This window comes from Actinomadura sp. KC216, from assembly GCF_004348535.1.
Classification (GTDB): Bacteria; Actinomycetota; Actinomycetes; order Streptosporangiales; family Streptosporangiaceae; genus Spirillospora.
In genome coordinates this window covers 16,044-38,261 of the sequence record NZ_SMJX01000030.1, presented here as the reverse complement: position 1 = coordinate 38,261, position 22,218 = coordinate 16,044, and the positions used below count along the sequence as shown (strand labels likewise).

General features: G+C 71.6%; 19 protein-coding genes. 7 read left to right on the top strand and 12 right to left on the bottom strand.

Annotation, left to right across the window (positions count from 1 at the left end):
• The first annotated feature begins 2 nt into the window (after nt 1–2).
• On the top strand, nt 3–974 hold the full coding sequence (locus tag E1264_RS08060) for a YafY family protein (RefSeq protein ID WP_132171181.1): 972 nt from the start codon (nt 3–5) through the stop codon (nt 972–974).
• 45 nt (nt 975–1,019) lie between these two features.
• Here the strand turns inward: E1264_RS08060 and E1264_RS08055 are convergent, their stop codons facing one another.
• From E1264_RS08055 to E1264_RS08040, 5 genes are all read right to left on the bottom strand, one after another.
• Complete coding sequence (locus E1264_RS08055; protein ID WP_132171179.1) at nt 1,020–1,700, bottom strand: hypothetical protein; 681 nt, start codon at nt 1,698–1,700, stop codon at nt 1,020–1,022.
• Between the two features lie 29 nt (nt 1,701–1,729).
• Nucleotides 1,730–2,134, bottom strand: coding sequence for a ChaB family protein (locus tag E1264_RS08050; RefSeq protein WP_132171177.1), 405 nt, complete (start codon nt 2,132–2,134; stop codon nt 1,730–1,732).
• Between the two features lie 69 nt (nt 2,135–2,203).
• Nucleotides 2,204–3,139 carry an SDR family oxidoreductase gene (locus E1264_RS08045; protein WP_132171175.1) on the bottom strand — a complete coding sequence of 312 codons (936 nt, stop codon included), beginning with the start codon at nt 3,137–3,139 and terminating at the stop codon, nt 2,204–2,206.
• Between the two features lie 80 nt (nt 3,140–3,219).
• Nucleotides 3,220–3,366 carry a GPGG-motif small membrane protein gene (locus E1264_RS43210; RefSeq protein WP_165964065.1) on the bottom strand — a complete coding sequence of 49 codons (147 nt, stop codon included), beginning with the start codon at nt 3,364–3,366 and terminating at the stop codon, nt 3,220–3,222.
• Nucleotides 3,367–3,618: 252 nt separating this feature from the next.
• Nucleotides 3,619–5,775: an anthranilate synthase component I gene (locus tag E1264_RS08040; protein ID WP_132171173.1), complete on the bottom strand. Its 2,157-nt coding sequence runs from the start codon at nt 5,773–5,775 to the stop codon at nt 3,619–3,621.
• A gap of 203 nt (nt 5,776–5,978) precedes the next feature.
• Between E1264_RS08040 and E1264_RS08035 the strand changes: the two genes are divergently transcribed.
• From E1264_RS08035 to E1264_RS08020, 4 genes are all read left to right on the top strand, one after another.
• Nucleotides 5,979–6,536, top strand: a complete 558-nt coding sequence (locus E1264_RS08035; RefSeq protein ID WP_132171171.1) for a VOC family protein — start codon at nt 5,979–5,981, stop codon at nt 6,534–6,536.
• Between the two features lie 204 nt (nt 6,537–6,740).
• The gene (locus tag E1264_RS08030; RefSeq protein ID WP_132171169.1) at nt 6,741–7,031 is read left to right on the top strand and encodes a DUF3311 domain-containing protein; all 291 of its coding nucleotides are present in this window, start codon (nt 6,741–6,743) and stop codon (nt 7,029–7,031) included.
• Nucleotides 7,032–7,034: 3 nt separating this feature from the next.
• A complete protein-coding gene (locus E1264_RS08025) occupies nt 7,035–8,645 on the top strand; it encodes a sodium:solute symporter family protein (RefSeq protein ID WP_132171167.1) in 1,611 nt (536 codons plus the stop codon).
• Between the two features lie 328 nt (nt 8,646–8,973).
• Nucleotides 8,974–11,772 (top strand): family 20 glycosylhydrolase, encoded by a 2,799-nt coding sequence (locus E1264_RS08020; protein ID WP_132171165.1) that lies wholly within the window; start codon nt 8,974–8,976, stop codon nt 11,770–11,772.
• A 117-nt stretch (nt 11,773–11,889) separates the two neighbouring features.
• On the opposite strand, the gene E1264_RS08015 is transcribed toward E1264_RS08020, so the two are convergent.
• Together E1264_RS08015 and E1264_RS08010 are read right to left on the bottom strand one after the other, a co-directional pair.
• On the bottom strand, nt 11,890–12,333 hold the full coding sequence (locus E1264_RS08015) for a phosphomannose isomerase type II C-terminal cupin domain (protein WP_243710816.1): 444 nt from the start codon (nt 12,331–12,333) through the stop codon (nt 11,890–11,892).
• Entirely contained in the window at nt 12,330–12,986 is a 657-nt protein-coding gene (locus E1264_RS08010) for a TetR family transcriptional regulator (protein WP_132171163.1), read from the bottom strand. Before E1264_RS08010 ends, E1264_RS08015 begins: the two co-directional genes overlap by 4 nt.
• Before the next feature lie 164 nt (nt 12,987–13,150).
• Between E1264_RS08010 and E1264_RS08005 the strand changes: the two genes are divergently transcribed.
• Entirely contained in the window at nt 13,151–14,245 is a 1,095-nt protein-coding gene (locus E1264_RS08005) for an isoaspartyl peptidase/L-asparaginase (RefSeq protein ID WP_132171161.1), read from the top strand.
• Here the strand turns inward: E1264_RS08005 and E1264_RS08000 are convergent.
• From E1264_RS08000 to E1264_RS07990, 3 genes are all read right to left on the bottom strand, one after another.
• A complete protein-coding gene (locus E1264_RS08000) occupies nt 14,218–16,365 on the bottom strand; it encodes an AAA family ATPase (RefSeq protein WP_132171159.1) in 2,148 nt (715 codons plus the stop codon). The genes E1264_RS08005 and E1264_RS08000 overlap by 28 nt on opposite strands.
• A gap of 185 nt (nt 16,366–16,550) precedes the next feature.
• A complete protein-coding gene (locus tag E1264_RS07995) occupies nt 16,551–17,192 on the bottom strand; it encodes a DUF4360 domain-containing protein (protein ID WP_132171157.1) in 642 nt (213 codons plus the stop codon).
• Nucleotides 17,193–17,697: 505 nt separating this feature from the next.
• On the bottom strand, nt 17,698–18,600 hold the full coding sequence (locus E1264_RS07990; RefSeq protein ID WP_132171155.1) for a DUF4232 domain-containing protein: 903 nt from the start codon (nt 18,598–18,600) through the stop codon (nt 17,698–17,700).
• Nucleotides 18,601–18,845: 245 nt separating this feature from the next.
• Between E1264_RS07990 and E1264_RS07985 the strand changes: the two genes are divergently transcribed.
• Nucleotides 18,846–19,406 (top strand): hypothetical protein, encoded by a 561-nt coding sequence (locus tag E1264_RS07985; protein WP_243710815.1) that lies wholly within the window; start codon nt 18,846–18,848, stop codon nt 19,404–19,406.
• A 499-nt stretch (nt 19,407–19,905) separates the two neighbouring features.
• Here the strand turns inward: E1264_RS07985 and E1264_RS07980 are convergent, their stop codons facing one another.
• Nucleotides 19,906–20,931: a squalene/phytoene synthase family protein gene (locus tag E1264_RS07980; protein ID WP_132171153.1), complete on the bottom strand. Its 1,026-nt coding sequence runs from the start codon at nt 20,929–20,931 to the stop codon at nt 19,906–19,908.
• Nucleotides 20,910–21,905, bottom strand: coding sequence for a polyprenyl diphosphate synthase (gene uppS / locus E1264_RS07975; protein WP_132171151.1), 996 nt, complete (start codon nt 21,903–21,905; stop codon nt 20,910–20,912). The genes E1264_RS07980 and uppS overlap by 22 nt, the downstream gene beginning before the upstream one ends.
• Nucleotides 21,906–22,218: the final 313 nt, after the last annotated feature.

Sequence of the window (22,218 nt, the reverse complement as noted above, 5' to 3'; positions counted from 1 at the left end):
GCGTGCGGGCGGCTCGGTTGATCTCGATGGTGCTGCTCCTGCAGTCGCGGGAGACGATGACGGCGGGCGAGCTGGCGCGGGAGCTGGAGGTGTCCGAGCGCACCGTCTACCGGGACATGGAGGCGCTGTCGGCGGCCGGGGTCCCGGTGTACGCCGAGCAGGGCCGCGCCGGCGGGTACCGGCTCGTCGGCGGGTACCGGACGCGGCTGACCGGGCTCACCCGCGAGGAGGCGGAGGCGCTGTTCCTGTCCGGGCTGCCGGGCCCGGCCGACGACATGGGGCGCGGCGACGCGGTGGCCGCGGCGGAGCTGAAGGTCCTCGCGGCGCTGCCCGCCTCGCTGCGGGACGCGCCGTCGCGGGCGGGCCAGCGGTTCCACCTGGACGCGCCGGGCTGGTTCGGCGAGTCCGGCCCGCCGCCGCTGCTGCGCGACCTCGCCCGCGCCGTCTGGGAGGACGAGCCGGTCGAGCTGCGCTACCGCCGCAAGGACGCCGAGGTCACGCGGACGGTCGAGCCCTACGGGCTGGTGCTGAAGAACGGCACCTGGTACCTCGTCGCGCGGGTCGGCGGCAGGCCGCGCACCTACCGGGTCGACCGGGTCGCCGGCGTCCGGCCGACCGGGGCCCGCTTCGACCGCGACGAGGACTTCGACCTCGCCGCGCACTGGCGGGAGCAGGCCGCGTCGTTCGTGCGGTCGATGCTGCGGGAGGAGATCACCGTCCGGCTGTCGCCGGCCGGGATGCGGATGCTGCGCTACGCCGTCGAGCCGTACGCGGCGCGGCGGGCGCAGGAGGACGCCGGTGAGCCCGACGCGGAGGGATGGGTGGTGACGACGCTTCCCATCGAGTCGATGGTGGTCGCGGCGTCGGAGCTGATGCGGTTCGGGCCGGAGGTCGAGGTCCTCGCGCCGCCGGAGCTGCGGGAGCGGATGGCGGGCGCCGCCGCCCGGCTCGCGGAGCTGTACGCGTCCCGCTGATCCGGGCGCGGCGGCGAATGGCGCGGGGAGCCCGGCGCGCCGGCGTCAGGCGCGGGCGGCGGCCTCGGCCGTGCGGCGGATGCCGTCGTACTCGTCGTGCACGTCGGCGAGCGCGAGGGCGCCCACCAGCCAGGACAGCTTCTCCTCGCCGCCGCCCCTGGCCACGTCCTCCAGCAGCTCGCCGGGGTCGGACGGCAGGCCGAGCCGCTCGGCGGCGGCGGCCGCGCGCTCGTCGACGAAGGGCCCGGCCTCCGGCCAGAACATCTGCGCCTCGCGCAGGAACACCGTCAGGCCGGCGTCGTCCATCCCGGGGATCTCCCGGAGGAGGTCGCGCAGCCGCCCGGCGTCGCCGTCCGCCGCCGCCCGGAGCCGCTGCAGGTCGCCGCCGTAGCGGTCCATGACGAGGCGGGTGGCCTCGCCCAGCCGCCGGGACGCCTGCTCGGCACCGTCGTAGCCCGCGCGGTCGATGACCTCGGACCGTTCGCCCTCGTCCGACTTCGCCATCTCGGGCGCGCTGTCCCAGTGCCGGTCCAGCAGGGCGCGGGTCGCGTCGACGGCGGCCCGCGACGGCGCGCCGTCGTCGGCGAGGATCGCCAGGACCAGCAGCCGGAACAGCCCCGCCGCCGTGTTGGTCACCGTGAAGCCGGTGGCCTCGGCGACGTAGCCGTCCGGGTGCCGGTCCAGCAGGGTCCGGACGGTGGCCTTGGTGCGTTCGTCCATGGGCATGGCCGTTCGCCTCCTCGTCCCGGCCGCGGCTAGCCCTGCTTGCGCGCGATCGCCTCGGCGAGTTCTTCCTTGGTCATCTTCGAGCGGCCCTGCACGTCGAGGCCGGCCGCGCGGTCGTACAGCTCCTTCTTGCTGCTGCCCTCGACGTCCACGCCGCCGAAGCTCTTCCCGCGCCCGCGGCGGGCCTGGGGGTCCTTGGCCCGCGGGTCGGACGGGCCCTTGCGGCCCTTCGGGAGCCAGCGGTCGCCGCGCTTCTCGAACTTGTGCTTGAGCGCCGAATAGGCGGTGCGGTGCGCCCGCTCCCCCTCCCCGTAGGTCTCGACCGCGGAGTCGTGGGCCTTGGCGAAGGTCTCCTGGGCCTCCTTCGGGGAGCGCTGGAGCGTGCTGGGGAGCTCCTGCATCCGCAGCTTGCCGCTCTTGGTCATCATCGGCATGGCTCCTCCTTCCAGGTCACTGGAGCCATAACCGCCTCAAACCATCTGAAACAGGAGCAAATCCCAGCGTCAGCGGTAGCCGGTGACGTCGGCGGGCAGCCCCTTGTCCTGCACCTCGACGAGGTAGCGCCAGGCGTCGGGGCGGCTGCCGTCGGCGTCGGTGAAGCCGTACTCCTTCGCGAGCCCGCCGCTGGACAGCGACGCGCCGTTCCAGCGGGCCCGGTCCGGGTCGGCGGCGAGCGCCGCGACGGCCCGTCCCACGTACGCCGGGGACTCCGAGATCGCGAAGTGCGGGACGACCTTGGTCGCGTCGCGCCAGTTCGCCTCGGTGACGCCGAAGTTGTCGAGCATCGCCTCCGAGCGCAGCCACCCGGGCGTCAGCGCCAGTGCCGTCGCCCCGTACTGCGCGATCTCCTCGGACTGGGCGAGCGCCATCCTGATCACGGCGCTCTTGACGAGGTCGTAGAAGTAGCCGACGTCCTTGCGGTACGCCGCGTTGTACTCGGCGGTCCCGTCGGTCATCTCGATCACGAGGCCGCCGGGCTCGCGGATCAGCAGCGGCAGGGCGCGGTGGCTGGTGATGGCGTGGGTGTCGATGCCGAGCCGCAGCATCCGCAGCCCGCCGTCGAGGGACTGCTCCCACAGCGGCTTGCCGAACTCGAAGTAGCGGTCCGAGCCCCAGACGTCGTTGACGAGGACGTCCAGCCGGCCCTGCTCGGCGTCGATGCGCGCGACGAGCGCGGCGACCTGCTCCGGGTCGAGGTGGTCGACCCGGACGGCGATTCCCTCGCCGCCCGCGGCCGTCACCAGCTCAGCGGTCTCCTCTATGGTCTCGGGACGGTCCATCTCCGAGCGGTCCGCCCGGGTGGAGCGTCCGGTCACGTACACGGTCGCGCCGGCGGCGCCGAACTCCACGGCGATGCCGCGTCCCGCGCCGCGCGTCCCGCCCGCGACCAGGGCGATCTTTCCTGCCAGCGGGGTGTTCTGTGTGGTGGCACTGCTCATGGGGACGATGCTGGCACCGAAACCTGACAACCCATGTCAGCGTTCCGTCCCGGCGTGCCGCCACGAGGGCGGGGGCGGGGTCAGTTGAAGATGCTCACCCCTCCCGGGCCGACGAGCAGCCCGACCACGATCAGCACGATGCCGAAGATCAGTTCGCGGCGGGCGAGGATCACATAGACCCCGGCGATGACCAGGATCACGGCGATGAGCCACAGAATCGTCATCATGGCGGCCGGGATCCCCCCGGAGAGGGCCCGGAAACGGGCATCGCGTTTCGGATGTCCGAAAAGGCTGTTATGTACCCCACAGCACGGACCCCGGGTGCGGAGAGGGGATTACTCCCCTCTCCGCTGGGATAACGGCGATCACTGCGTCGCGGAAGGGCGGCGCCGTGGCCGGTCACCCAGTCTTCCCTTGCGCGCTGGGTCGCGATAGGACCCAGAGGACCATTTCGCCCTGCCGTCCCTCCTGCTTTGGGACTAGGGACGGCTCAGCCTCAGGACGTTGGCCACGATCCGGTGCCCGGCGCCGCCCGCCGCGGTGAGGATGGACTCCGGGTGGAACTGCACCGCCCAGCGCCGCCGCTCCGGGGCCTCGATCGCCATCACGACGTCGCCGGTCAGCGCCGTCACCTGGAACCCCTTCACCCGGTCGGGCGTGGCGTGCAGCGAGTGGTAGCGGGCCGCGGTGAACTCGTCCGGGAGGCCGTCGAACAGCGCTCCGCCGGCGACCTTGACCTGGCCGGGCTTTCCGTGGGACGGCTCGGGCAGCAGCGTCAGCTCGCCGCCCGCGTGCTCCACCATCGCCTGCAGGCCGAGGCAGACGCCGAAGACCGGGAGGTTCCGCTCGTCCAGGGCGTCCAGGAGGGCGTGGGCGGCGAAGTCCTCGGGACGGCCCGGCCCCGGAGACAGGACGACCAGGTCGGGCGCGTGCTCGTCCAGCATCCGCGCCGGGAACCCGTGCCGGAGGGTCACGACGTCGGCGCCCTGCTGGCGGAAGTAGTCGGCGAGGGTGTTGACGAACGAGTCCTCGTGGTCGACGAGCAGCACCTTCAGCCCGTCCCCCTGCCGCTCCGGCTCCTCACGCGGCCCGGCGTCGGCGCCGCCCTCCTGGGACTCGGCGAGCGCGCCGAGCAGCGCGCTGGCCTTGAGGTGCGTCTCGCGCTCCTCCTCGTCGGGGTCGGAGTCGTACAGCAGCGTCGCCCCGGCCCGGACCGTCGCGATCCCGTCGCGGATCTGCGCCGTCCGCAGCGTCAGTCCCGTGTTCATCGACCCGTCGAAGCCGATGCACCCGACCGCGCCGCCGTACCAGCGGCGCGGCGACTCCTCGTGGTCCTCGATGAACTGCATCGCCCACGTCTTCGGCGCGCCGGTGACGGTGACCGCCCACATGTGGGTGAGGAACGCGTCGAGCGCGTCGAACCCGGGGCGCAGCCGTCCCTCGATGTGGTCGACGGTGTGGATCAGCCGCGAGTAGATCTCGATCTGCCGGCGGCCGAGGACGCGCACGCTGCCGGGCACGCAGATCCGCGACTTGTCGTTGCGGTCCACGTCGGTGCACATGGTCAGCTCCGACTCGTCCTTGGCGGACGACAGGATCGCGCGGATCTGCTCGGCGTCCTCCAGCGCGTCGGCGCCGCGCTTGATCGTCCCGGCGATCGGGCACGTCTCGACCCGGTCGCCGGCGACCCGGACGAACATCTCCGGCGACGCGCCGACCAGGTACTCGCCCTCCCCCAGGTTGAACATGAACTCGTACGGGGCCGGGTTGGTCTCACGGAGGCGCTCGAAGAACGCGGCGGGCGCGTCGCACCGGCCGTACATGGCGTGCCCCGGCGTCACCTCGAACAGGTCGCCGCGGATGAACTTCACCTTCGCGTCCCGCACCGTCTGCGCGTACACGCCGGGCACCGGCTGCGGCGGAAGCTCCGCCCGCGCCTCCGGGACGGGCGTCGGCTCGGTGGCGCGCGGCAGTCCCGCCGTGCTCGTGCCGCCGATCTCGAACTCGTAGGAGAGGCGGTGCGAGGTCTCGCGCTTGCGGTCCACGACGACGAGCTCGTCGGGCAGGTGCAGGACGAGGTCGCGCTGGTCGTCCGGGCGCTCCAGGCGGGTCCGCAGCGGCTCGAACTGCAGCGACAGGTCGTACCCGAACGCCCCGTAGAGGCCGAGGTGCGGGTCGTCGCAGCCGAACAGGCCGACGACGGCGCGCAGGGCGGTGAACACGGTCGGCTGGCGGCTGCGCTCCTCCTCGGTGAAGAACTCCTCCGCCGGGGGGACGAACACCTCGAAGAGGCCGGGCTCGTCGGCCCGGACCTCGCCGACGCCGCGGAGGACGGCGGCCATGGCGGGCAGGACGACGCGTCCCCGCTCGTTGAGGGCCCGGACGGCGACCGTCCGGCCGCGGGCGACGATCTCCGCGCAGGGGTCGGTGTAGGCCATGTGCCAGCGGCTGTAGCGGCCCGGATACTCCATCCCGGAGCTGAGGACGCCGCCGCGCCGCTCCCCCACGGCGGCGACGAGGGCGTTCAGCACGTCGGACTTGCGCTCGGGGTCGACCGGGGTGGCCGTACGGCTCACCCGTACGCCCCCGGTCGTGACGAACTCGCTGGTCAGCGGCTGCTGTGAGACGGTCTCCACCGCGGTGGCCCCTCATGTCGGGCCCTCACCAGGCGGGTAACACGCAAAACGACCGCCGGTGAGGGCGGTCGCCTGATCTGAACACGCACGAACCGGCACCGCCTCTAGCGGCGCCACCACCACTGGGAGGCTGCGGTTCGCATGCGGCGAGGTTACCATGGGCACAGCTGAAAGGGATCACTTACTTCACCGGGCGGGCTCCCATGACCAGCAAGAACACCGAGTTCGAACTGCGCGGCGTCAACCATCTCGCACTGGTCTGCAGCGACATGGAGCGGACCGTGGACTTCTACCAGGGCGTGCTCGGCATGCCGCTGATCAAGACGATCGAGCTGCCGATGGGCTGGGGGCAGCACTTCTTCTTCGACTGCGGCGGCGGGAACGCGCTCGCCTTCTTCTGGTTCCCGGACGCGCCCGAGCCCGTCCCCGGCGTGTCCGCGCCGAAGACCCTGCCCGACCGGGGCGAGCTGCTGTCGGCCGTGGGGTCGATGAACCACGTCGCGTTCGACGTCCCGCCGGAGCGGATCGAGGAGTACCGCGACCGGCTGATCGCCAAGGGCGTCGACGTCGGGGTGCTGCTCAACCACGACGACAGCGAGTTCGGCGTCGCGCCGGAGAACCACGAGGGCGTGTTCGTCCGCTCCATCTACTTCAAGGACCCCGACGGGATCCTGCTGGAGTTCGCCGCGTGGACCCGGGAGCTCGACCGGCCCACCGACGTCCGGCACGAGCCGCGGACCGCCGCCGACCGCACGGTCTGAACGGGCCCGACCGCCCCGCCCGATCGGCGCCCGACCGGCCACACACCCCCCTCTTCCTGGTGGAACGATCCACTCAGTCGTGCCGTGAGCGAGATCACAACGTGATCATGTGGCGTGTACTCTCGCCCGGCCGCACTCTCCGGCACGGCACGGTCACGCGATCCGGACGGCCGCGCCCGCGACGCACGACGAGGAGGACTCCCGTTGGCTCCCGAGAACCCGAAAGTCCCGGTCTCCAAGGACACCGATCCGCCCCCGCCGTCCCGGCCCTCGCCCCCGCCTCCGGCTCCGCCGTCCGGTGGGCGCTCCGACCGGAGCCCCTGGAACTGGCTGCTGCTCCTTCCGGTCGCGGTGCCGCTGATGACGTTCCTCTACAACAGCGACGAGCCCCGCCTGGCCGGGTTCCCCGCCTTCTACTGGATCCAGCTCGCCTTCATCCTGCTCGGCGTGAGCAGCACGGTCGTCGTGTACCGGATGACCAGGAAGCGGGGCTGAGGCATGGCGAGCGACCACGTCACCGAGATCGTCGTCTTCTCCCTGTTCTTCCTCGCGGTCAGCGGGATGGGGTTCGTCGCGGCGCGGTGGCGCCGGGCCGAGACCCTCGACAACCTGGACGAGTGGGGCCTCGGCGGCCGCAGCTTCGGCAGCTGGGTCACCTGGTTCCTGATCGGCGGCGACCTCTACACCGCGTACACGTTCGTGGCCGTCCCGGCGCTGGTGTTCGGCGCGGGCGCGGCGGGGTTCTTCGCCGTCCCGTACACGGTCGTCGTGTATCCGCTGGTGTTCCTGTTCCTCATCCGGCTCTGGTCGGTGTCGCACGTGCACGGGTTCGTCACGCCGGCCGACTTCGTCCGGGCGCGGTTCGGGTCGCCGACCCTCGCGCTGCTGGTCGCGATCACCGGCATCGTCGCGACGATGCCCTACATCGCGCTGCAGCTGGTCGGCATCGAGGCGGTGCTGAAGGCGATGGGCGTGCACGGCCACTGGCCGATCATCATCGCGTTCGTGATCCTCGCGGCCTACACCTACCAGTCGGGGCTGCGGGCACCGGCGCTGATCGCCTTCGTCAAGGACGCGCTGATCTACCTGGTGATCATCGTGGCGGTGCTGTACATCCCGGCGAAGCTCGGCGGCTGGGGCGAGGTCTTCGGGGCGGCGAAGGCCAAGTTCGAGGCGACGCCCGCGCCCGGGGACGGGATCACGATCGCCGGGAGCGGCCAGCTCAACTACGCGATGCTGGCGCTCGGCTCGGCGATGGCGCTGTTCCTGTACCCGCACAGCGTCACCGGCGTGCTCGCCGCCCGCAACCGCGACACGATCAAGCGGAACATGGCGGCGCTGCCCGCCTACAGCCTGGTGCTCGGGCTGATCGCGCTGCTCGGCTACATGGCGATCGCCGCGGACGTGAAGCCGGTCACCACCGACGGCAAGCCCGACGCGAACACGGCCGTCCCGGTGCTGTTCGACCAGATGTTCCCCGACTGGTTCGCGGGGGTGGCGTTCGCCGCCGTCGGCATCGGCGCGCTGGTCCCGGCGGCGATCATGTCGATCGCCGCGGCCAACCTGTTCACCCGCAACATCTACCGGGAGTACATCAGGCGGGACGCGACCGAGAAGCAGGAGGCCACGGTCAGCAAGCTGGTGTCGCTGATCGTCAAGGCGGGCGCGGTGGCGTGCATCCTCGCGCTGGACCCGGAGTTCTCCATCGACCTCCAGCTGATCGGCGGCGTGATCATCCTGCAGACGCTGCCGTCGGTGGCGCTCGGCCTGATGACGCGCTGGTTCCACCGGGGCGCGCTCATCGCCGGATGGGTCGGCGGCATGGCCGCGGGCCTGTGGATGCTGTACCAGATCCCGAACCCGGCGAAGGGCAAGGAGCACTTCGGCGGCTCGGCCTACCCGCTGAGCGACCTCGGCTTCGACACCGACATGACGATGTACGCCGGGATGCTGGCGCTCGCCGTCAACGTCGCGGTCGCGGTGATCGGCACCGTGGTCTGCAGGGCCGCGCGGCTGGCGGACGGCCTGGACGCGACCCGCACGTCCGACTACTTCGCGGACGAGGGCGACCCGAAGGTCAAGGAGCTGGACCTGACCTCCAGCACCTGAGCCGCCGCCGCTAGCAGCCGAGCCGCCGGCAGGTGACGGAACCGCACGTTTCCACGCGGGGTCTGCGTATTTCCGCACCGGCGCATTTCGCACCGGCGGCGTGTTTCCCTTCCGGGTGCCCGAAAAGCCGTTTCGGGCACCCGGCGGCGTGATCGCGTCCGTCAGCTGGGATTTCGGCGAAGGCTGACCGGTGATCGAACACTGCGGAGATCGTCCCCGTCAAGATCCGGTGCTTGACCGGAGGCGGCCACCGGCACTGCCTGCGGCTTCACAAAAGGCCTGGTCAGAGGCCGGGATCTTGGCAAATTATTAGGATAGTTTCCTATTTATGCCGAAAAGACCAGCGGCCGTGCTGACGGCCGCCGCGCTCACCGCGGCCCTACTTGGGGCCGCCCCGTCGAGCGCGGCGTCGGCGGCCTGCAACCCGGACCCCCGCGAACTCATGGTCACCTACCAGCCGGTCGACCACACCGTCGCCGACGCGCAGTACCACCTCGCGCGGCTGACCATCGACAACAACGACAACAGCTGCGCCCTGGGCAGCGCCGGATGGGCGCTGTACTTCAACGGCGTGCGGCAGCCGACCGCCGTCCTCGCCGGCGAGGTCGGCGACATCGGCCGCAAGCAGCTCGCATCCCAGGGCCTCGCCGTGGCCCGCGCCGACGCCGCGCAGAGCGGCGACTTCTACGCGCTCAAACCCGCGGACGGCTTCAAGGCGATCGCCCCCGGCGAGCGCCGCGAGATCGACATCTACTTCGAGGTGTGGGCCGTCCACAAGTCCGACGCCCCCAGCGGCTGGACGATCGCCTACGACGGCGGCAAGCCCGCGTGGGTGCCGGCCAAGTCGCTCCTCGACCCGACCGACCCCAAGCAGACGAAGGCCTTCTCCGGCGACAACCGCCCCGTGGAGACGGCGGCGACCCGGTACGCCGAGAACACCGCGCCGAAGCTCGACCTCACGCTCCAGCAGAGCCTCGTCCCGCAGCCGCTGTCGGCGAAGTCGTCCGGCGGCGCGGTCGCGATCGGCGGCAAGTCGCCGGTCACGGCCCCGCGCGAGCTGAGCCGCGAGGCCGGCTACCTGCGCTCCGCGCTGAGCGACGTCACCCGCGGGCAGGGCGCGCCGATCGCGCTGAGCGTCGACCCGAAGCTCGACGTCGACGGTGACGGCAAGGCCGACGCCGAGGGCTACACGCTCACCGCGTCCGACAAGGGCGTCCAGATCGTGGGCACCGACCCGGCCGGGGTGCTGTACGGCATCCAGACGCTGCGCCAGCTCATCCCGACCGACGGCTACAAGACCGCCGCGCGCGGGCACCGCGCGTGGACGGTGAGCGTGCCGCACGCCGAGATCGCCGACGCGCCGCTGTTCGGGTACCGCGGCCTGCACATCGACACGGGCCGCCACTTCGAGTCCAAGCAGACCATCCTGAAGTTCCTCGACCTGATGAGCTTCACCAAGCTCAACAGGCTGCACCTCGGGGTCACCAACGACGAGGGCTGGCGGCTGGAGATCCCCGGCCTGCCCGAGCTGACCGACTTCGGCTCCAAGCGGGTGCACGACCTGCAGGAGAAGGACGGGCTGCACCAGGGCATGGGGTCGGTGAACGACCTCGGCGGCGGTGACGGCGTCACCGGCAAGGCCCGCAACGAGACCGAGGCCAACCTCGGGCAGCGGCCGACGTACCAGGGCTACGAGGACGGCACCCTGAACTTCGTCGGCAAGGGCAGCGGGTACTACACCGTCAAGGACTTCGAGGAGATCCTGCGGTACGCGGCCGACCGGCACATCGAGGTCATCCCCGAGCTGAACTTCCCCGCGCACGCGCGCGCGGCCGTCCAGTCGATGGAGCGCCGCTACCAGCAGACGAACGACGACTCCTACCGGCTGCTCGACCCGGACGACACCAGCAAGCACGTCAGCGTCCAGTACTACACCGACAACCTGGCGAACCCCTGTCTGGCCAGCACGTACACGTTCCTGAGCAAGGTCGTGTCCGAGGTGGCGAAGATGTACGGCCGGGCGGGCGTGCCGTTCAACCGGCTGAACCTCGGCGGCGACGAGCCACCGGGCCCGCCGGAGGGATGGTGGTCCGGATCGCCCGCGTGCAAGAAGAACCCCGACACCACGGGCAAGTCCGGTGAAGAGCTGAAGCACCTGTTCTTCAGCCGCTACAACGAGATCGCGCAGAAGCACGCCAAGACCACCGCCGGGTGGGAGGACGTCACCGACCCGACCCAGGAGTTCCGCCTCAAGGGCTTCGCCCCGCTGCCGTGGCAGAACGTCTGGGGCTGGGGACGTGAGGACTGGGCGTACCGGTTCGCCAACGAGGGCAGCCCGGTGATCCTCGCGCACGCGACGAACCTGTACATGGACCTCGCCTACAACAAGGACCCGGACGAGCCCGGCTACTACTGGGCCGCCCTGGTCGACGAGGAGAGCACGTTCACCTACCAGCCGTTCAACGTGTACGCGAACGCGACCGCGGACCGCTGGGGCAACCCCGTCACACCGAACCCGAAGTGGACGAAGCTGACCCCCGAGGGCAAGAAGAACATCCTCGGCCTCGAAGCCCAGCTGTGGGCCGAGAACGGCAAGACCCCCGGGATCCGCGAGTACCAGGCGTTCCCCAAGCTCCTCGGCGTGGCCGAGCGGGCCTGGAACCGGAACACGCCGTCGCCGGAGAAGATGGGCCAGGCGTGGAACGTCTTCAACAACACGCTCGGGCAGAAGACGTTCCCGCTGCTGTCGTTCTACAAGCCGGTCGGGACCTACGCTGACCGCGGCGTGAACTACCGCATCCCGCTGCCGGGGGCGAAGATCTCCGACGGGACGCTGACGGCGAACGTCCGCAACCCGGGCCTGGCGATCGAGTACTCGACGGACGGCAAGACCTGGCGGCCCTACACCGGGCCGGTGAAGGTCGGCGACTCCGCGCTGACCCGGACCCGCAGCGCGGACGGGCGCGCCAGCCGCATCTCGCCGGTCGGCGTCCAGAACTGGCAGGGCGGCGAGTCCTACCGGCCCGGCGACCTCGTCCGGCACCAGGGCGAGCTGTACCGGGCGACCCGGGCGCGCAGCGGCAAGGAGCCCGGCCGCACCCAGCACTACTGGACGCTGCTCCGGTAGCCCGCTCGATTCCCCGCAAGGCAGAGGCCCGGTCGTCCGCACTCCGGACGGCCGGGCCGTTCACTTGGGCCCGCTCTCAGGCCCGCGTGTCATCTGAAGGATGGCGGCGCGCCCGGGTCAGGCGCGCCCGTACTCGTCTTCGAGGCGCTCGATGTCGTCCTCGTCGAAGTGCCCGAACGCGATCTCCATGACGCGCACCGGCGGGCCGTCCGAGCCGAGCCGGTGCGTGTCGCCGGCGCGGATCAGGACCCGCTCCCCCACCTCGGGCAGGATGCGGCGCCCGGCGACCTCGAACACCGCGCCGGGGTCGAGCGCCACCCACATCTCGTCGCGGTCGCGGTGCCGCTGCAGGCTGAGCCGCTGCCCCGCCGCCACATGGATGATCTTCACGGTGGACGGCTCGTTGAGCGTGAAGCGCTCGAAGCTCCCCCAGGGCCGCCGCTCGGTCTCCACGGCGGGCTCCGGCCGCACGCCGGCCTCCGGTCGCACGTCGGGCTGGGGGCGCGCGGCCGGCTCGGGGCCGGCGTCGGTCTGCGAGCGGGCGTCGGTCTTCACAGTCACCTCGGGGATCGTGTCTTGTCGGACGGCTGCGGGCCGCGGGCGCCGGACGCGGCGGCCGGCAGCCCGCCGAGGACGAGGTCGGCGAGGCCGTCCACGACGGCCTCCCGCGGCACGTCCGCGCCGTGGTCGAGCCACCAGTCGCCGGCCGTCTGCACCATGCCGACGATCGCGTGGCCCCACACGTAGGCGCGGGTCCGGTCCGCCATCTCGCCCTCGGCGATCATCACCTCGGCCAGCTCCCGGCTGACGTCGCGGATCATCGTGCTCATCGCGCTGTGCGTCGCCGTGTCCTCGGCGCTGGCCCGGTGCATGAGGAAACGGTAGAGGTTGAGGTTCTTGGAGATCGTCGCGAGGTAGGTGTCGATGGTGGAGCGGGTGCGCGCGCGGATCGGGCCGTCGCCGGAGAACTCCTCCCGGATGCCGTCGATCAGCTTGCGGGTGTGCCGCTCGGCCAGCGCCTGGTACAGGCCGCTCTTGTCACCGAAGTGGCGGTAGAGGATCGGCTTGCTGATCCCCGCCTCGGCGGCGATCGCGGCCATGGACGCCTCCGGGCCCTCCCGCTGGATGACCCGGTCGGCGGCCTCCAGGAGGGCGCGCCGGCGTCCGGGATCGCGTCCGGTCCCCGGCGCCGTCCCGTCCCCCGGTCTCGTCATGGAAGCACGGTATCGGCGGTGTTACCCGGTGACAACACGGCCTGGCCTGCGCGGAAGACGCGCCCGCGTGACCGCCTCCGGCCACCGGCGCCCGCTTGGCATGATTTGCGAGTGTGCCGGGGGCGCGCCCGGGGACGACCAAGGTCATCACCGAGGAGGTTCCCATGCCGTCCCCCAAGCGTTCCCTCCTGATCTCCGCCGGCGTCGCCGCGCTGGTGGCGGGACTGTCCGGCTCCCAGCTCGCGGCGGGCGCCGCGGCCGTTCCCACCGCGACCGTTCCCGCCGAGGCCGCGGCGCCGGGTCCCGGCGTGCGCGGCGTCGTCCTCGCCGTGCACGGCGGCGCGGGCTCGCTGCCGCGCGGCAGCCTGACGCCCGAGCAGGAGAAGGCCTACCGCGACGGACTCACCCGGGCCCTGCGCACCGGCTACGAGCTGATCAAGGACGGGAGGCCTGCGCTCGACGCCGTCGAGAAGGCCGTCAACGTCCTGGAGGACGACCCGAACTTCAACGCGGGCAAGGGCGCGGTGTTCAACACCGACGCCGAGCACGAGCTGGACGCGTCCATCATGAACGGCAAGGACCGCAGGTCGGGCGCGGTGGCGGGCGTCCATCACACCAAGAACCCGATCTCCCTCGCCCGGATGGTGATGGAGAAGTCGCCGCACGTCTTCATGGCGGGCAAGGGCGCGGACGACTTCGCGCTCCGCAACGGCGTGCCGTTCACCCCCCAGGACTACTTCTGGACGCAGCGCCGCTGGGACCAGCTCATGGCCGCCAAGGGCAACCCGCCGGCGTCCGCCGCGGGCGCGAAGGCCGGGCGGTCCGAGGCGGGCGGGACGGTCGGGGCGATCGCCCTGGACGGCGACCGCGACATCGCGGCGGCGACGTCCACCGGCGGCCTGACCAACAAGCAGGTCGGGCGCGTGGGCGACTCCCCCGTCATCGGCGCCGGGACCTACGCCGACAACCGCACCGTCGCGGTCTCGTGCACCGGCACCGGCGAGGTCTTCATCCGCGGTGTCGCCGCGCACGACATCTCCGCCCTCATGGAGTACGCGCGCATGCCCGTGACGAAGGCGGCGGCGACGGTCGTCAACCAGAAGATCCCGGCGCTCGGCGCGACCGGCGGCGCGATCGCGCTGGACGCCCGCGGCACCCTCGCCGCGCCCCACAGCACCAAGGGCATCATCAACGGCTACGTGACCAGGGACGGCGAGATCACGACGAGGCTCTACGACGACGAGACCCCGCCGGAGTAGTCCGCCTGGAAGGGCCGGCCCTCGGCGCCGGACGGGGTCTCGTCCAGCGCGTCCTCGATCGCGTCCGCGAGCGGCAGCCGCCCGCCCTCCTCGAGGGCGGCGCGGTACCGCTCCTCGCCGAGGGCCTCCAGGGCCCTGCCGGTGTGGATCTCCCGAAGCAGCGCGTGATGGGGGCCGAACCACGACGTCTGCGTGCGCTCGCGCAGCCGGTCGGCGGCCCCCAGCAGCCTGACGGCGCGGTCGGGCTCGCCCTGGCTCGACATGCATGCGGCGATCGACTCCAGCGCCAGCGTCATGCCGAGCCCGTCGTCCAGGTCGCGTTTGATCCGCAGGGACGCGCGGAGCCGCTCCATCGAGGCGTCGAGGTCGCCGGCGAGCCAGAGCGCGAGGCCGCCGACGAGCATGCCGTACGAGCGGACCCACAGCTCGCCGCGCTCCTCGCCGGCGCGGACCGCGCGGTCGGCGTGCTCGGCGGACGCGGCGAAGTCGCCCTTGAACAGGTGCGCCACGCCGCGGAAGACGTCGACGAGCAGGAGGAGCACGTCGTCGGCGCCGGAGCCGCGGTACCGGCCGTCGGCCGTCGTGAGCAGCTGCAGCGCGAGATCGAAATCGCCCGTGAACAGGGCCTTGATGCCCTGGCCCGCGCAGGCGAGCGCGATGCCGGCCCGGTCGTCGTCGGCCCGGCCCTGGGCCAGCGCCCGGTCCAGCAGCTCATCGGCCCGGTCCAGGTCGTTCTGGAGGGTCATCACCAGGCCGGCCGCCGCGAGGCAGCCCGACCAGCCCGGGCCCGTGGTGTCGCGGGTCTCCAGGACCCGGTCCACCCACTGCCGGCCCTCGCCCAGCGTCCCGCGCAGCGCCCACAGGCGGCCGAGTGCCTCCACCGCGTCGCGGAGCTGCCCGGGCTCGGCCGCCGCGACGCCCTCGCCCAGCAGCGCGCGGATGTTGCCGCGCTCGCCGTCGAACCATTCGAGCCAGCGGGCCTGGGACGCGCCCGCCAGTTCCCGGCGGGCGCGGCGGAGCACCTCGGTGTACCAGGCGAAGCAGCGGCGGCGGAGCCGGTCGGCCCCGCCCAGCTCGGTGAGGCGCTCCGCGCCGTACTCGCGCAGGGTGTCGAGCATCCGGTAGCGGGCCTGGCCGCCGCGGTCGGCGCGGTGCGCGATCGACTTCTCGACCAGGCCCGTCAGGGCCCCGACGACCGCCTCGGGCGGCAGGCCGTCGCCGGCGCACACGTTCTCGGCGGCGTCGAGGTCGAAGCCGTCGGCGAACACCGAGAGCCGCGCCCACAGCAGCCGCTCCTCGGCCGAGCAGAGCTCGTGGCTCCAGTCGACCGCGGCGCGCAGCGTCTGGTGCCGCCGCACGGTGGTGCGCCTGCCGCGGACCTGGAAGAGGTGGGTGCCGAGCCGCCCGAGGACCTGCTCCAGCGAGAACGCCCGCAGCTGGACGGCGGCGAGCTCGATCGCCAGCGGGATGCCGTCGAGCCGGTCGCACAGCCGGGTGGCGGCGTCGCGGTTGCCGTGCGTGAGCGTCCAGCCCTGGACGGCCGCGGCGGCGCGCTCGGCGAACAGCCTGACCGCATCGCAGTCGGCGCCGTCCGGAGAGGTGTCCGCGGCCGGGTCAGGACGGCCGAGCGGCGTGACGACGACGGTGTGCTCGCCCGTCACGTCCAGCGCTTGGCGGCTGGTCGCGAGGACGTGCAGCCCGGCGGCGGTCCGCAGCAGCTCCTCGGCCAGGATGGCGCACTCGTCGAGCAGGTGCTCGCAGGTGTCCAGGACGAGCAGGACGCGGCGGTCGGCGAGGTGCTCGGCGAGCCGGGCGGCCGCGTCGCCGTCCTGCTCGGTCAGGCCGAGCGCGTCGCAGATCGCCTGCGCCAGCAGCGACGGCTCGGTGAGGCCCGAGAGCCCGACGAAGTACACCCCGTCGCCGAAGGCGTCCCGCACCTGGGCCGCGGCGCGGACCGCGAGCCTGGTCTTGCCGACGCCGGCGGGCCCGCTCAGCGTGACGAGCCGGTGCTCGTCGATGAGCCGCCGGAGCCGGGTCAGCTCCGCGTCCCGGCCGATGAAGCTGGTGAGCTCCGCGGGAAGCCGCCCCGTCTGCCGTTCCAGGATCGCGTTCGACGCCACGGCCGCCTCCCGAGTCCGCTCCCGCCGGAAGCCCGGCTACCAACGACATCCTGGATTGTATTCGCATCACCACACAGAGCAACCGCGAACGCGCGATCGCCGGTGGCCGCGCGCCCCGGTGGAGGCGGTGAAAAGGGCCGCGCCCGCGTCCCTGGGGGACGCGGGCGCGGTTCGGTCGTCTGGGGTCAGCACTTCTTCCAGGCGAACTGGTAGATCGTCCGCACGCTTCCGTCGGCGGAGTCGAACGACATGAAGCTGGTCTCCTTGCCGTCGCCGCCCTCGACGCGCAGCTCGGTGTTGATGTTGAAGTTGCGGTTCTCACCGCACGGCTTGTAGACGAGCTCGGCGACCGGGGTCCGGTCGGTGAACTGCCAGTTGCCGGAGGTCTTGCCCTTGACGGTGTGGCTGATGGACGCCGACTGGGCCATGCCCTGGTGGTAGTAGTTCGCGCGCTCGGTCCCGGTCACGCCGGCGGCCAGGTGCGCGAAGCCGCGGTAGTCGGCGCTGGCGATCGCGTAGGTGAAGCCCTGCGGGACGTGCACGGCCAGGCTGAGCTGGCAGTTCTTGCGGAAGTCGGTGGGCTTGGAGTCCCCGCCGCGCTGCGCGGTGTAGTCGCTGTAGGTGACGGTGAACGCGGTGTTGTCGCTCGACGGGGCGACGGCGGCGGTGCCGGCGGGGCAGCCGGAGCCGTTCACCGTGAGGACCTCCATGGTGATCTTGCCGGGGGGCGGCGGGTCGTCCGCCGTCGCCGACGCCGCAGGGGCCGCGGCCACCGACAGCGCGAGCGCGGACAGGCAGGCTGCCGAGGCGGTCAGACCTTTGCGCATGGTCGTTCTCCTTCTGAGTGGGGGTGACACGGGGTTAAAGGGACACGCGCACCGGCGGCCGCAACAAAACCCGCGAGGCCCTCGCACATACGATTCCTTTTCACCGGAATTCGATGCTCTCGGGGGTGCCAAGCCGGCGACCGCCCGGCAATTCTTTGCGCCCCTGAACTCGCCGAATAGGCGTGGAGCCAGGAACCGGTTTGAGCTTAGCCACGGCATCCCCGAATCTCAATCACCAGTCTTTAACTTCGCTATACTTGAATAGAATTGGAGACTCGGGCCTGAAGCGTTCCATTTCATCAACGGCGATCGAACACGCAGTAAATTTCCACTCGGGAACGTTCCATCGGGCCGAGCCGGCTCAACGGCCTCCGAACGCCGCACCGCCCGGACACGTTCGAGGAGGCCGACGGCGCCCCCGTCGCGGGCGTGACTGGACGACCCGGTATGGACGCCGGAGATGGACGGCCGAGAGCGGACAGCCGGAGGGTGGACGGCGCCCAGGTCAGCGTGCCGGGCCCTTCTTCCAGGGGCTGACCGCGAGTCTTCCGGTGGTTCCCAGATCGAGTCCCGGAGTGACCATGACGGGCCGGGCTCCGGGCTTGGCCCTGACCCTGACGTAGGGGACCTCGACCGCCGCCTCGCCCGCGTCGGTGGTGTTGCGCCACATCAGGCCGCTGTTGGCCGTCTGGCCCGGCGCCAGGACCACCGGCCGGGCCGGGGCATCGAAGTCGGACATGGTGGCGATGCCGCCGCTACCCTTGACGATCTTGACGGTGGGTTCGGGTTTTCTGTCCTCGTCCAGAAGTTGAAGGAGCGGGAAGCCGTTGAGGTGGTAGGCGCGGGTCCCGCAGTTGGTCAGACGTAGTCCTATTACGCGTAGCCCCATGGCGGCGTTTCCGGCGTCGGTCGTCAGTCGCATTCCGGAAGACGGGCAAGGGCCGGTCTCTGCTGGAGCCTCGGCGGCGGGGACGCGCCGGACTTCGGCGATGCGCACACGCCCCTTGTCGCCGCGCAGGTCCGGCGAGGAGCCGTTCAGGCGGACGGTGCGCCTGACGGTCTGGCCGGGCCCCACGGCGGGCACCGTCTGCTTGGTGTTCTCCAGCACCGCGCCAGAGGTGGAAAGGGCGTCAAAGGTGATGGTGTAGGTGAACGGTTCGCTCTCGTGGTTGGTGACCTCGAACTCGGCGGAGATCACCGGCGGCGTCTCCTGGTGGGACCAGCCGCTCATGCCGGTGATCCTCACCCCGTCCTGCGCCAGATCATCAGGGGCACCGGGAAGAGCCGGGCTGCCGGATGCGGCCGCGTTCACGCCGCCGGCCGCCGGCTCGCCCTTCGTGCCGCACGCCGTCATGAACACTGCACAGGCGAGGACGGTGGACAGTGCGGGGAACGTAGCGGCGCGCATCCGGCCATCCCACCACAAGCGCGAGGATGCGAGCACCGCGGTGCTTGGAACACCGGCTTAGGTCCACGCCCGCTTTCCCGCCCTCAACGGTTGGCGTTTCCACATGGTTGCCGGGTACTGCCTGGTGCTCGCCGGAGACCTCGACGCGGCGCCCGAGGCGGTCAGCGACCGGTTCTTGACCGGTCGCCGGTCGCCTGCACCGCGAAGGCCTGCGCTTCGCCGAGGACCTGGGACTGTGGACCGACGTGTCCTACCGGCTCTCCAGCCTCGGCCGGCTCGCCCTGCTGACCCGGGACCTGGACGGATCACGGGAGCTCCATGAGCGGGGGATGCGCCAGGCCACCGAGCAGTCCAACAGCTTCGCGGAGGAGTTCGCCCGGGTCGGCCTCGGCCTCGTGGCCCGACGCGCCGGCGACCTGGACACGGCGGCGCGGCATTTCGAGCAGTCGCTGGCATGGAACCGCCGCCTCGAAGCCGACTACGGCGTCCCCTTCTACGGTGTGACACTGCTGCTGGCCGAGCTCGGCTTCATCGCCGAACTGCGCGGCGACCTCCCCACAGCCAGGACACTGCACCTGGAGGGGCTTGCAGCGGCGCGTGAGGCCGACGATTCGCGCGCCATCGCCCTGCCCAAAGAGGGGCTGGCCGGAGTCGCGGCGGCCGAGGGCGCCTACGAAGACGCGACAGCCCTCCTTGCTGAGGCCACCGCGCTCAGAGAGTCGGTGGGCGCGCCCTTGCCGCCCGCGGAACGCGGCGACGTCGACCGGATCACCGCCGCGCTGACCCAGAGGACGGCCGTGCGCTGACCACCAACGGACCACGCGCACGTTACGTCAGGGTCGTACCCGTCAGGCCCCATCTGGCGCCGCCGATGTCGAGCCTGTCGGCCACGATCCGCGGACTGCTCCTCCGATGACGCCGGTGGCGATTGGCCACCCGGCTTTCAGGGCGGGGTCGTAACGCGGGAACACGACGGTTGAGCAACTCTGCGCGCATGGGTGCGGCCGCGTCGGTCTCTTCAGGACGGTGTCGTGGACCCCAGTGAGGGCACCTGCGGTTTGCCAGAGCGACCGCGAACACTCGGGTTCACCCTCGCGCCCGTGCTCGCCGCGGGCGTGCCCGACTGAGCGCGTCAGGACGGCCGCCCGCCGGTCGATCCTGGTCAGATGCGCCGTCGAGACAACGCTATACCCGGATTTCGGTTAGATTCTAGTTGAATGTCCAGAGCCGGGGCACCGCGCGGCTGTTGCGCGGACCTGTCAGGAAGCGGCTTATCTGCCCGGATCCTTCGCCTGACGCCGCTGGTCAAGGGTCGTGGTCGGATTCGGCCAGGCGCAGGCTGCTGTGCAGGGTCCGGAGGGTGCCCTCGATGAGGCCGTGGGGGGATGGGCGGATTCCTCGCAGCAGGCCGTGCCGGCTCAGGACGGCGGTGCCCCGTCGTTCGGCGGCGGCCAGGACCAGTTCACAGCCGGTCAGGGCAGGCCATCCGAGGAGCTGGGTGGCTGGGTCGGCGTCGGCGAGGGCGGTGCGGGCGGTCGCGAGTGCGGTACGGGCCCTGCCGCGGACGTGGGCCAGCACGGCTCGAACGGCCGGGGTGTCGCGGCGGCGTGCCAGGTCGGCGCGCTGTACGCCGTAGTGCAGCAAGGTGGTCCGCGGGATGGTGAGACGGCCGCGGCGCAGGTCGACGGCCAGGTCTGACAGGTCGTCCGCGCGCTGGGTGGCGTCGGCGACGGGCCGCAGCGTTTCGGCCGGGAAGCGTTCACCCGGGCGGTGGCACAGGGCGTAGGCGATCCGGCCGCTGGGCATGAGGACCTGGTCGATGTGGTCGTCGTGGTTCTGGTCGGTGAGGTAGTCGCCGACCTGTTGCCGGGCGGCCTGCCCGGCCAGGTAGGCGTGGATCGCCGAGTGCGGGACGTTCCGCACGGCGACGGTGTGCAGGAAGGCGCGGAGTTCGGGCTGATCTGCCTGCCCGCTGACCAGGGCTTGGCGTACGTGTCCCGCCCAGCGGGAGAACGCCTCCGCGGCGTATTGTCCCGTTCCCGCATCGACCAGATCGTCGGCCAGGGCGCCGAAGGCGATCGCGGTGACGAGGTGGGGCTGCCAGGCCGGGGGCGTCAGCAGACGTGCGAACGGGTAGCCGAACAGGAACCGGCGGGCCACCAGACCGGCGGCGGCGGTGTAGTCGGCGCGCAGCCTGCCGGGCACTCCGGCGAGGGCCAAGGTGAGGCGCCAGGGCGTCGGGACCGGAACCGGCGGGAGCGTGCGCGGCGCCGGGCCGCCTGGCGGCCGTCGCACGCGGTCGGCGGCGTTCATGGCCTCGGTCCCGGCCACGCAGAATCACCCCGGGTATGGCGCAGGTGCGCCGCCGCGGCTTGGGTCGTCCTGTACGCGCTGCTCAGCAGCCCGGTGGTCAGGTGAGTGGCCACCACACCGGGCAGGCTGAGCATCCTGGCCAGGCCCGGCAACGGAACGGCCCCCGGCGGGACGGCCAGCGACAGGGCGGACGTGGGCACCTCCACGCCGACGGCCCCGGCGGCGGTGAGCGCCGCGTCAGCGACGGCACGGGGGTCTCCGAAGAGGTCGGCGAGGGTGTCGGCTTCGTCGGGGACCTGGCCGAAGCGGCGTTGGCGCTGCTGGTAGAGGCTCAGGGCGTCGCGCAGATGGCCCGCGCGGAAGTCCGGCCACAGCACGTCCAGGAACACCAGTTCGGCGTAGGCGCACTGCCACAGCAGGAAATTGGACAGCCGCTGCTCGCCTCCGGTGCGTATCAGCAGGTCGACGTCGGGCAGTTCCGGCAGTTGCAGGTTGCGGGCGAGCAGGTCGGCGGTGATGTTCTCGGCCGGCACGTCCGCGGCGGCCAGCGATCGCGCGGCCTGGGCGATGTCGTCGCGTCCGCCATAGTCGAACGCCACCGTCAGATTCAGCCGGTCGTTGGCGCGGGTGGCCTCTTCGGCGCGGCGGATTCTTTCCATGATCCCGGTGCTGATCTTGGGGTTCGTGGCGCCCAGCGCCCGCACCCGGACGCCGCTGTCGCGCAAGAACGGCACCCACACTTCCAACGCCCAAGGGGCCAGGACGTCGACCAGGAAGGCGACCTCTTCGGCCGGACGCGACCAGTTCTCGGTGGAAAAGGCGAACAGCGTCAACCACTGCACGTTCTCGGCGATGGCGGTGTTGATGATCGCTTCGAACGCGGGCTTGGACGCCAGGTGCCCGTGCACCCGGTCCAGCCCGCGATTCCGAGCCCAGCGGCCGTTGCCGTCCATAATGCAGGCGACGTGACGGACGGGTGGCGATGAGGCCATGGGTCCTCCATGTTGCACATGTCATGTCCGAGAAGATGCGAGGCGTGTGCCCGTCCGCCGCTGGTGACCGCGCCAACGGTCTCCGGGAGCACGGCGTCCCCTGCGCCGCGGAGGTCATCCTGGCGGCGCGTCCCATTCGGTCCCCCTGTTCGTCTGGCGCTGTCCGACCGGCAGGCGACACTTGCAGCCAGTGATGCAGCAAGACCGGTACGTCCGATAGATACGAGCACGTGAACCTCGCCGGCCTACTACTGAAAACTCACCAATAGGAGGCTAATAAAAGGAACATTGAAGACAATACGGAACTGAAACC

Bases quoted from the DNA above. Each gene is read 5' to 3' on its own strand.
- E1264_RS08045 (WP_132171175.1), bottom strand. From the start codon at position 3,139: ATGAGCAGTGCCACCACACAGAACACCCCGCTGGCAGGAAAGATCGCC.
- E1264_RS08020 (WP_132171165.1), top strand. From the start codon at position 8,974: ATGCCGAAAAGACCAGCGGCCGTGCTGACGGCCGCCGCGCTCACCGCG.
- E1264_RS08035 (WP_132171171.1), top strand. From the start codon at position 5,979: ATGACCAGCAAGAACACCGAGTTCGAACTGCGCGGCGTCAACCATCTC.
- E1264_RS08055 (WP_132171179.1), bottom strand. From the start codon at position 1,700: ATGCCCATGGACGAACGCACCAAGGCCACCGTCCGGACCCTGCTGGAC.
- E1264_RS08050 (WP_132171177.1), bottom strand. From the start codon at position 2,134: ATGCCGATGATGACCAAGAGCGGCAAGCTGCGGATGCAGGAGCTCCCC.
- E1264_RS08010 (WP_132171163.1), bottom strand. From the start codon at position 12,986: ATGACGAGACCGGGGGACGGGACGGCGCCGGGGACCGGACGCGATCCC.
- E1264_RS43210 (WP_165964065.1), bottom strand. From the start codon at position 3,366: ATGATGACGATTCTGTGGCTCATCGCCGTGATCCTGGTCATCGCCGGG.
- E1264_RS07990 (WP_132171155.1), bottom strand. From the start codon at position 18,600: ATGCGCGCCGCTACGTTCCCCGCACTGTCCACCGTCCTCGCCTGTGCA.
- E1264_RS08005 (WP_132171161.1), top strand. From the start codon at position 13,151: ATGCCGTCCCCCAAGCGTTCCCTCCTGATCTCCGCCGGCGTCGCCGCG.
- uppS (WP_132171151.1), bottom strand. From the start codon at position 21,905: ATGGCCTCATCGCCACCCGTCCGTCACGTCGCCTGCATTATGGACGGC.
- E1264_RS08025 (WP_132171167.1), top strand. From the start codon at position 7,035: ATGGCGAGCGACCACGTCACCGAGATCGTCGTCTTCTCCCTGTTCTTC.
- E1264_RS07995 (WP_132171157.1), bottom strand. From the start codon at position 17,192: ATGCGCAAAGGTCTGACCGCCTCGGCAGCCTGCCTGTCCGCGCTCGCG.